This window comes from Bradyrhizobium sp. (assembly GCF_027307225.1).
Lineage (GTDB): Bacteria > Pseudomonadota > Alphaproteobacteria > Rhizobiales > Xanthobacteraceae > Bradyrhizobium.
The window spans coordinates 1-8,098 of record NZ_DAHUXJ010000008.1 but is presented as its reverse complement, the minus strand read 5'-3'; the positions used below and the strand labels follow the sequence as shown (position 1 = coordinate 8,098).

Genomic DNA, 8,098 nt, shown 5'->3' with positions numbered 1-8,098 from the left:
GGGCCGCGGGCATCAAGAGCGTGCCGACGGGCGTAAAGCACGGCACGGTGACGCTCGTGGTCGATGCGAAGCCTTTCGAGGTTACGACGCTGCGCGAGGACATCGAAACCTTCGGGCGCAAGGCGAAGGTGGCGTTCGGCCGCGACTGGGTGCGCGATGCGGAGCGGCGCGATTTCACCATCAACGGTCTGTCGGTCGATTCGGAGGGATGCGTTCATGACTATGTGGGCGGTCTCGATGACATCGCGGCGCGGCGCGTGCGTTTTATCGGCGAGCCCGGGCAGAGGATTGCCGAGGATTACCTGCGTATCCTCCGTTTCTTCCGTATTCACGCCGCTTACGGCATCGGGCAACCCGATCGCGCCGGCTATCTCGCCTGCATCAGCGGGCGAATGGGGCTGGTGAACCTGTCGGCGGAACGGATCCGCGTCGAAATCCTGAAGCTGATGATCGCCGACGGCGCCGCCGCCAGCGTGAATGCGATGGTGGAAGGCGGCTTGTTGCTGCCGATCTTCGGTGGCATCGCCTATACCGGGCCGTTGGCGGCGCTCATTTCGATCGAACACACACTGCGGTTGACGCCGGATCCGATCCGCAGGCTGGCCGCACTTGCCGTTGCCGTCACCGAGGACGCCAGACGCGTGGCGTTGCGCCTGCGGCTGACCAATGCGGAAACCAAGATGCTGGATTCCATGGGCCATCGCTGGTGGCGGCTGGGTGGAATGGACGAAGCGCGGGCGCGGCGCAGGCTCTATCGCCTCGGCGAGGAGCGTTACCGCGACCGACTGATATTGGCTTGGGCGCGGGCGGGGGCGCGAGGCGACGATCCGGCCTGGCGGGAACTCGCAAGTCTGCCGTCGCGTTGGACCGCACCGAAATTTCCACTCAAGGCAGCCGATTTTCTTGCGCGCGGCATCGCCCAGGGACCTGAGCTCGGGCGGGCTATGGCGCTGGCCGAAGATGCCTGGCTTGCGGCGGAATTTCCGCTCGATCAACCTTCACTCGAGACAATCGTCGATCAGGCGATGGCGCGATTGACCCGCGAAACCAAATCGTGACGTTAAGGCAGTGCATCTTCTCTCCGGCTTTGCCGACATTTCGCTAATCCAACTCGTCCTTGTCGCCGGCGCCGCCCTGTTTGCTTCGGCGATCGGTGGGGTCGCCGGTTACGGTACCGGTGCGCTGATGCCACTCGTTCTGGTGCCTCAAGGCCATTTCACTTCCGGCGGCATCGACGACAGGATCGAATCCACGTTGCCGCCGGTCTTGAGGCCGAAGATCGTGCCCTTGTCATAGAGCAGGTTGAATTCGACATAACGGCCGCGCCGGATCAATTGCTCCTCGCGATCGGCCTCTGTCCATGGTGTCGCGAAATTTTGCCGCACGAGATCCGGATAGACCTTGAGAAACGCGCGTCCGACGTCCTGCGTGAACGCAAAGTCGGTGTCCCAGTCGCCGGAATCGTGATGGTCGTAAAAGATGCCGCCGATGCCGCGTGGCTCGTTGCGGTGGGGCAGATAGAAATAGTCGTCGCACCATTTCCTGTATTTGTCGTAAGGCGCCACGGCGGGATGTGCGTCGCAGGCGGCCTTCATGGCGGCATGGAAGGCGATCGTATCCGGATCTTCCTGGGTGCGCCTTCGGTTCAGAACCGGCGTCAGGTCTGCGCCGCCGCCGAACCACGCTCTCGTCGTGACGATGAAACGGGTGTTCAGATGCACGGCCGGGATGTGCGGGCTGCGCATATGCGCAATCAGCGAAATGCCCGACGCCCAGAATCGGGGATCTTCGGAGGCGCCAAGAATCTGCGCGCGAAAATCTGGCGAGAATTCTCCGGTGACTTCGACCGTGTGCACGCCGACCTTCTCGAATAGTCGCCCATGCATCATTGACATCGTGCCGCCGCCGCCCGGCTTTGCGGCTGCGTCGGTGCGCTGCCACGGTGTGCGGACGAAGCGCGCAGGTGCGGCTGGATAGAGCGATGCCGGCGCATCGTCCTCGAGCCGCTCGAAAGCCGCACAAATCTCGTCGCGCAGCGATTCGAACCAGGCTCTCGCCCGTGCCTTGCGCGCCTCGATGTCTGATGCGTTCATCGTTCGCTCAGCTGGTGAGGTTGGAATCTGCCTGGGGACCGTAATAGCTGCAGCTTTCGTTGCAACTGTCGCGAAAGACGCTGACCTTGGTGACGCGGCCGGCATGCTGGACCCGATCCCAGATGAACCGCGACAGGTTTTCCAGCGTCGGCGGCCCGAGGCCTTCGACATTGTTCAGCAGCTTGTGGTCCAGCGCCTTGCTGACTTCGGCAATGCGACCATCGAGGATCCCGAGGTCGAGCACCATGCCGGTCGCAGGATCGGGCGTGCCGCGGATCGTCACCTCGGCGCGGAACGAATGGCCGTGGATTTCCTCGGCCTCTTTCCCGTACGTGGTTCCGGAGAGCGCATGCGCGGCTTCGAACCTGAACGATTTTGTCAATTCCCACATGGCTTGGAAAATCGAAGCTCCTACCTGATACCGAGGCTCTTGTGTGTCTGCACGCTCAGCCGCCATTGCGGATGGCGCAGGCAATAGTCGACCGCTCGCGCGGCATTCTCGACGACGTCCGGCCCGTCCATCGCCTGAAGCGAGAAGCGCTCGAAGGCGAGACCGACGAAATTTTCCGGCTCTGCACCCGCTTGCGGGTAGACCAGCTTAAGCTCGTGACCAGCGCGCAGCACGAGTTGCGCGCCGGCTTTCGGACTGACGCAAATCCAGTCCAGCCCCTCCGGCGCCTCGATCGTGCCATTGGTCTCGACGGCGATTTTGAACCCGCGAGCATGCAGCGCGGCGATGAGCGGTGCGTCGACCTGAAGCAAGGGCTCGCCGCCGGTCAGCACCACATAGCGATTGCAGTCATCTCCTGTCCATTGCCGGGCGATGGTGTCGGCGAGGGCTTCCGCGGTAGTGTACCGGTTCCCCAAGGTGCCGTCCGTCCCGACAAAATCGGTGTCGCAAAACTGACAAACCGCGGTCACCCGATCCTCTTCGCGGCCGTTCCAGAGATTGCAGCCGGCAAAACGGCAAAACACGGCCGCGCGCCCGGCATGGGCGCCTTCGCCCTGAAGCGTCAGGAATATCTCCTTGACGGCGTAACTCACCTAATCCTCTCCTTAAACTGCGGCACGGGTCTGCCGGAGCGCTTCTCCCAGTGCCATGGCGGCGGCCATGGCAACATTGAGCGAGCGCAGTCCGGGCCTGATCGGGATCACAAGCCGTGCATCGGCGGCTTCCGCAACCGCCGGGGGGACGCCGGCGGTTTCACGCCCGAATAACAAGATGTCCGACGCCTGATAGCGAAAATCAAGATATGGAGTAGCGCCTTTGGTCGTGAACAGCAGCAGGCGGTGGCCGGCATCTCGCCGCCAATCCTCAAATCTCGCCCAGGAATCGTGGCGCATCCAATTAACCTGGTCGAGGTAGTCCATCCCGGACCGGCGAAAATTCCGGTCGGATACCGCAAAGCCTGCGGGCTCGATAATATGGGCGGCGACGTCCATGCAGGCGCAGAGGCGCAAGATGGTGCCGGTGTTCTGGGGGATGTCGGGCTGGTAGAGCGCGATCTGCATTCGATTCCAATCGTCGCGGCCGTCACGCCCCTTTTTGCGAGGATGATGCTTCGGGGCCACTGCCGGAAATATGCAAAAAAGCGCCGTGGCGCGCGTATTTAGTGCATTGCACGTGGCCTAGCCGATAGCGGGCTTGCGCTATTCCGGCAAGGGTGCCAATAGAACGATTCTGGACTGCTGATTTCGCCGATAGGGGTCGGAAAAATTGCGGTCTTTCTGCCGCCGCGGGGGTCGCGGGCGCCGGCAGCCCCCCGGTCTCCCCGGGGCGGTTCCGCTGGCTGCAGCTTATGAAAGGGTTTGGAATCGTGACGACAGCGTCTTCGGCGGAGCATCCGACACGCCGTGATTTCCTCTTCGTAGCAACGGGGGCCTTTGCCGCCGTAGGTACCGTGGCCACGATCTGGCCGTTGGTTTCCCAGATGAGCCCGGACGCCGCGACGATTGCGGCTGGCGCGCCGATCGAAGTCGACCTGAAGCCGATCGCCGTGGGGCAGGACATCAAGGTTTTCTGGCGGGGCAAGCCGATCTACATCATGAACCGCACCAAGAAGCAGATTCAGGAAGCGCGAAGCGTTGCCGTCGACAGCCTCCGGGATCCTCAGACCGATCAATCCCGGGTCAAGGATGGCCATGACAACTGGCTGGTCGTGATCGGCATCTGCACCCACCTCGGCTGTATCCCGATCGCCCATGAGGGCAATTACGACGGCTTCTTCTGCCCCTGCCACGGTTCGCAATACGACTCCTCCGGCCGTATTCGCCAGGGGCCAGCGCCCCTCAACCTCGCAGTGCCGCCCTACCAGTTCGTCAGCGACACCAAAATTCAGATCGGCTAACTGGCCCCGGGGATTTAATCCCCGGGATCGTTAGCTGCTGCATGGCCTTATTCTTCAGGATCGCAACATGAGCGGACCATCCGACTTCCAACCAACCAATCCCGTGCTCAAGTGGGTTGAACGGCGTCTTCCGATTCTCGGTCTCGTTCATTCCTCCTTCGTCGCTTATCCGACGCCGCGCAATCTCAACTACTGGTGGACCTTCGGTGCCATCCTGTCGTTGATGCTGGTGCTGCAGATCGTGACCGGCGTGATCCTGGCGATGCACTACACGCCGAACGCCGATCTCGCCTTCCGTTCGGTCGAACTCCTCGTTCGCGACGTCAACTATGGCTGGCTGCTCCGCAACATGCATGCCGCCGGCGCGTCGATGTTCTTCTTCGCCGTCTACATCCACATGTTCCGCGGCCTGTACTACGGGTCATACAAGGAGCCGCGCGAGGTGCTCTGGATTCTCGGCGTCATCATCTACCTCCTGATGATGGCGACCGGCTTCATGGGCTACGTGCTGCCCTGGGGTCAGATGAGCTTCTGGGGTGCGACCGTCATCACCAATCTTTTCTCGGCCATTCCCTATGTCGGCGACAGCATCGTGACGCTGCTCTGGGGCGGCTACTCCGTCGGCAACCCGACGCTGAACCGGTTCTTCTCGCTGCACTATCTGCTGCCGTTCCTGATTGCCGGCGTCGTGGTGCTGCACGTCTGGGCGTTGCACGTAGCGGGCCAGAACAATCCGGCCGGCGTCGAGGCCAAGACGGAAAAGGACACGGTGCCGTTCACGCCTTACGCCACCATCAAGGACATGTTCGGCATCTCGTGCTTCCTGATCTTCTTCGCCTGGTTCATCTTCTACATGCCGAACTATCTCGGCGATGCCGACAACTACATTCCGGCCAACCCGGGCGTCACGCCTGCGCATATCGTGCCCGAATGGTACTACCTGCCGTTCTATGCGATCCTGCGCTCGATCCCGAACAAGCTCGCGGGCGTGATCGCAATGTTCTCGGCGATCCTCGTGCTGGTCTTCCTGCCATGGCTTGATACCGCCCGGACGCGCTCGTCGAAATACCGGCCGCTCGCCAAGCAGTTCTTCTGGATATTCGTCGTGGTTTGCGTGCTGCTCGGCTACCTCGGCTCGCAGCCGCCGGAAGGCATCTACGTCATTGCCGGACGTATCCTGACTGTCTGCTATTTCGCCTACTTCCTGATCATCCTGCCGTTGCTCTCGCGGATCGAAACGCCGCGGCCGGTCCCCAATTCGATTGCCGAAGATGTTCTCGCCAAGTACGGCAAGAGGGTCGCCTCGGTCGCGGTGGCGTTTGTGATCGCGGCGGGCCTCATTGCCAGCAGCACGCAAAATGCGCGTGCGGAGGACGATACCCCGCCCATGCAGAAGTGGTCGTTCTCGGGTCCGTTCGGCAAATATGATCGCGGCGCCTTGCAGCGCGGGCTGAAGGTCTACAAGGAAGTCTGCTCGAACTGCCACTCGCTGAACTACGTGGCGTTCCGCAACCTCGCCGATCCCGGCGGTCCCGGTTATTCGGAAGCACAGGCGGCTTCATTCGCCTCCGACTACAAGATCAAGGACGGTCCGAACGACCAGGGCGACATGTTTGATCGTCCGGGTCGCGTTGCGGACTATTTCCCGCCGCCGTTCCCGAACGAGAAGGCTGCCGCCGCCGCCAATGGTGGCAAGGCGCCGCCGGATCTGTCGCTGATGGCGAAGGCCCGCTCCTATGAGCGCGGCTTCCCCTGGTTCATCCTGGACTTCTTCACCCAGTTCCAGGAGCAGGGCCCGAACTATATCGACGCTATCCTGACCGGGTTCGAGGACAAGCCGCCGGCAGGCGTCACCATTCCCGCGGGCACGTACTACAACAAGTACTACCCCGGCCACGCCATCAAGATGCCGAAGCCGCTCTCGGACGGCCAGGTCACCTTCGATGACGGCTCGCCCGCGACGGTCCAGCAATACGCCCATGACGTCGCAACGTTCCTGATGTGGGCGGCCGAGCCGCAGATGGTGGCGCGCAAGCACCTCGGCCTGCAGGCCTTCGTGTTCCTGATCATCTTCGCCTTCCTGATGTACTTCACCAAACGGAAGGTCTGGGCCAACGCCCACTGATCGATCCTTACGACGTGAATTTGAAAAAGCCCCGTGAGGGGCTTTTTTACTGTCTTCACGGTCTTTTTAACCGCTGCATCTTTCGGCCGATCCCGAGGTTAGCATGGATCATTGCGTCCGCCGGTCGCTGCCGACAGAATGCCGTCAATCACAACATGCAAGCCACAGGAGGGAAACATGGGCACCAGTATCTCCTTCAAACGTCCCGACGGGCGGGAAGCGAACGGCTATCTTGCCAATGCGTCCAAGGGTGACGCCCCGGGCGTCGTAGTGATCCAGGAATGGTGGGGGCTGCAGGACCAGATCAAGGGCCTGTGCGATCGCTTCGCGCGGGCTGGCTTCGATGCGCTGGCGCCCGATCTCTACAAGGGTACAGTCGTGCCGTACCACAACACGGAAGCCGCCGGCAAAGAGATGAACTCGCTCGACTTCATGGACGCGACGACGCAGACCGTGCGGGGAGCTGTCCAGTATCTGGCGCGCAACGGCGCCAGGGTCGGCCTGACGGGCTTCTGCCTCGGCGGCGCGGTGACGATCATCGGCGCCACGAAGATTCCGGAGCTGACGGCGGGTGTGGTGTTCTATGGCATTCCGCCGGAAGCCGCCGCCAGGCCTTCAGATGTGAAGATTCCCCTGCAGGCGCACTTCGCCAGCAAGGACGACTGGTGCACGCCGCAAGTTGTCGATGCCTTCGAAAAGGCGATGAAGGAAGCCGGCAAATCGCTCGAGCTGTTCCGTTATGATGCCGACCACGCCTTCGTGAACGAACAGCGCATGTCGGTGCATGACCGCAAGGCTGCAGAACTCGCCTGGGGTAGGGCCACGGAATTCTTTCACAGGCATCTCGGCTGATCCTGTCAGCTGTCATTGCTGGATTGCCGCGCGGAGCCTGTCATCGGGCGCGCATTCACGCGAGCCGTTGGTTCGCCGTGACGCGTGTTGAGGCCATTTGATGAAAATCTTTTGCACGGGCGCATCGGGCTATATCGGCGGATCAGTGGCAGTGCATCTGGCCGCCGCCGGTCATCAGGTCACCGGGCTCGTCCGCTCGCAAGAGAAGGCCGATGCGATCCGCGCTCGCGGCATCGTGCCGCTGATGGGCACGCTCGATGACAACGGGATGCTGGCGCAGGCCGCGCGCGCGGCCGATGTCGTCGTCAACGCCGCGAGCGCCGACCACGAGGGCGCGGTCGATGCGCTGCTCGGTGCGCTCGCCGGCAGCGGCAAGCCGTTCATCCACACATCGGGTTCAAGCATCATCGGCACGCGCGCCCGGGGCGAGCGGTCGGATGCGGTGTTCGACGAGGACACGCCGTTCACGCCATCCCCCGCGCGCACCGCGCGCGTGGCGCTGAACAAGTCGATACTCGCGCACCGCGACCGGGGTTGCCGTCCCGTCATCGTCTGTCCGAGCCTGATCTATGGCCTCGGGCTCGGCATCGAGCCGCACTCCACGCAAGTGCCGCTATTGATCCAGCTCGCAAGGAAGCGCGGCAATGCCGCGCATGCCGGTCCCGGCGAGAACATCTGGT

General features: G+C 62.5%; 9 protein-coding genes and 1 pseudogene. 6 read left to right on the top strand and 4 right to left on the bottom strand.

Annotated elements, in window-relative coordinates; all coding sequences use genetic code 11:
- Both M6D32_RS01220 and M6D32_RS01215 read left to right on the top strand, forming a co-directional pair.
- Positions 1–1,058 (top strand): CCA tRNA nucleotidyltransferase (locus M6D32_RS01220; protein ID WP_298252559.1); only part of this gene is annotated, 1,058 nt, incomplete at its 5' end.
- Positions 1,059–1,068: 10 nt separating this feature from the next.
- Positions 1,069–1,206 (top strand): annotated as a pseudogene (locus M6D32_RS01215) (sulfite exporter TauE/SafE family protein); the annotation flags it as partial.
- Here M6D32_RS01215 and hemF read toward each other — a convergent pair.
- Genes hemF through M6D32_RS01195 form a run of 4 tightly spaced genes read right to left on the bottom strand, consistent with a single transcriptional unit; the run spans position 1,206 to position 3,605 of the window.
- Positions 1,206–2,093 (bottom strand): oxygen-dependent coproporphyrinogen oxidase, encoded by an 888-nt coding sequence (gene hemF / locus M6D32_RS01210; protein WP_298252557.1) that lies wholly within the window; start codon positions 2,091–2,093, stop codon positions 1,206–1,208. The pseudogene M6D32_RS01215 and the gene hemF overlap by 1 nt on opposite strands.
- A gap of 7 nt (positions 2,094–2,100) precedes the next feature.
- The gene (locus tag M6D32_RS01205) at positions 2,101–2,484 is read right to left on the bottom strand and encodes a 6-carboxytetrahydropterin synthase (RefSeq protein WP_298252555.1); all 384 of its coding nucleotides are present in this window, start codon (positions 2,482–2,484) and stop codon (positions 2,101–2,103) included.
- 20 nt (positions 2,485–2,504) lie between these two features.
- Positions 2,505–3,137 (bottom strand): 7-carboxy-7-deazaguanine synthase, encoded by a 633-nt coding sequence (gene queE, locus M6D32_RS01200; RefSeq protein ID WP_298252553.1) that lies wholly within the window; start codon positions 3,135–3,137, stop codon positions 2,505–2,507.
- A 12-nt stretch (positions 3,138–3,149) separates the two neighbouring features.
- The gene (locus M6D32_RS01195; RefSeq protein WP_298252551.1) at positions 3,150–3,605 is read right to left on the bottom strand and encodes a tRNA (cytidine(34)-2'-O)-methyltransferase; all 456 of its coding nucleotides are present in this window, start codon (positions 3,603–3,605) and stop codon (positions 3,150–3,152) included.
- A gap of 305 nt (positions 3,606–3,910) precedes the next feature.
- Here M6D32_RS01195 and petA point away from each other — a divergent pair, with 305 nt between their 5' ends.
- The 4 genes from petA to M6D32_RS01175 form a co-directional block, all read left to right on the top strand.
- Complete coding sequence (gene petA / locus M6D32_RS01190; protein WP_298252549.1) at positions 3,911–4,441, top strand: ubiquinol-cytochrome c reductase iron-sulfur subunit; 531 nt, start codon at positions 3,911–3,913, stop codon at positions 4,439–4,441.
- A gap of 67 nt (positions 4,442–4,508) precedes the next feature.
- Positions 4,509–6,566, top strand: coding sequence for a cytochrome c1 (locus M6D32_RS01185; RefSeq protein WP_298252547.1), 2,058 nt, complete (start codon positions 4,509–4,511; stop codon positions 6,564–6,566).
- Positions 6,567–6,743: 177 nt separating this feature from the next.
- Positions 6,744–7,418 (top strand): dienelactone hydrolase family protein, encoded by a 675-nt coding sequence (locus tag M6D32_RS01180; protein ID WP_298252545.1) that lies wholly within the window; start codon positions 6,744–6,746, stop codon positions 7,416–7,418.
- Positions 7,419–7,518: 100 nt separating this feature from the next.
- The coding region (locus M6D32_RS01175; RefSeq protein WP_298252543.1) for an NAD-dependent epimerase/dehydratase family protein at positions 7,519–8,098 on the top strand (580 nt) is incomplete at its 3' end.